The 802-nt window shown below is 49.1% G+C and carries 1 protein-coding gene; it reads left to right on the forward strand.

Annotated features, from left to right (window positions below; genetic code table 11):
• Positions 1–14 precede the first annotated feature (14 nt).
• Positions 15–802, forward strand: a 788-nt coding sequence (locus ACM2FC_RS23525; protein ID WP_498483459.1) for an AMP-binding protein, incomplete at its 3' end; no start/stop codon positions are given.

Consider the following 802-nt stretch of genomic DNA (forward strand, 5'->3'; position numbering starts at 1 on the left):
ATACCCAAACGCCGATGGTACTGACGCAGTCACACCATGTTGAACGGCTTGATAGTTGGCTATCGGAGTGCGCCTCGATTCCCACGGTGTTGAGGGTGGAGAAGGACGCGCTGAGTCAATCGCCCTCGAGAGGGAATGTACCGCGTTGCAGCGAGCCTTCGGACTTGGCGTATGTGATTTATACGTCGGGGACGACAGGGCAGCCTAAAGGAGTCATGCAAACTCATCATAATGTTTCCAGATTATTATTGGCATCAGAGTGTCATTATTCGTTCTCAGAGCAAGACACTTGGATGCTGTTCCACGCTTACATTTTCGACTTTAGCGTGTGGGAGCTATGGGGGGCATTGGCGTGTGGTGGGCGTTTATTAATCCCTCACGATGCCTTAGTCAAAGACATGCCCGCCTTAGTAACATATTGTCTGCAAGAAGGATTGACGGTCTTGAACCAAACCCCCGCCGCTTTTTACCAATTTGTTGAGGTGGCCGAAGCACAATGTATTATTTTTAACAAGCTGCGTTATGTCATTTTTGGGGGAGATGCATTGTCAGTAGCTCAATTGGCTCCCTGGTGGCGACACTATGAAGAGGCACAGCCACAATTGGTGAACATGTATGGTATTACTGAAACTACCGTGCATGTTACCTATAAGCGGTTAAAAAACCATGAGTCGAGTCGCCTGCCTGATATTGGTCGTCCATTAGATGACATGAAAGCATATGTACTCAACGAACAGCTCGAGCTTATCCCGATAGGGGTCCCTGGTGAGCTTTACATTGGGGGGGCAGGCTTAGCGAGAGG

It is taken from the genome of Vibrio sp. A37 (assembly GCF_059777565.1).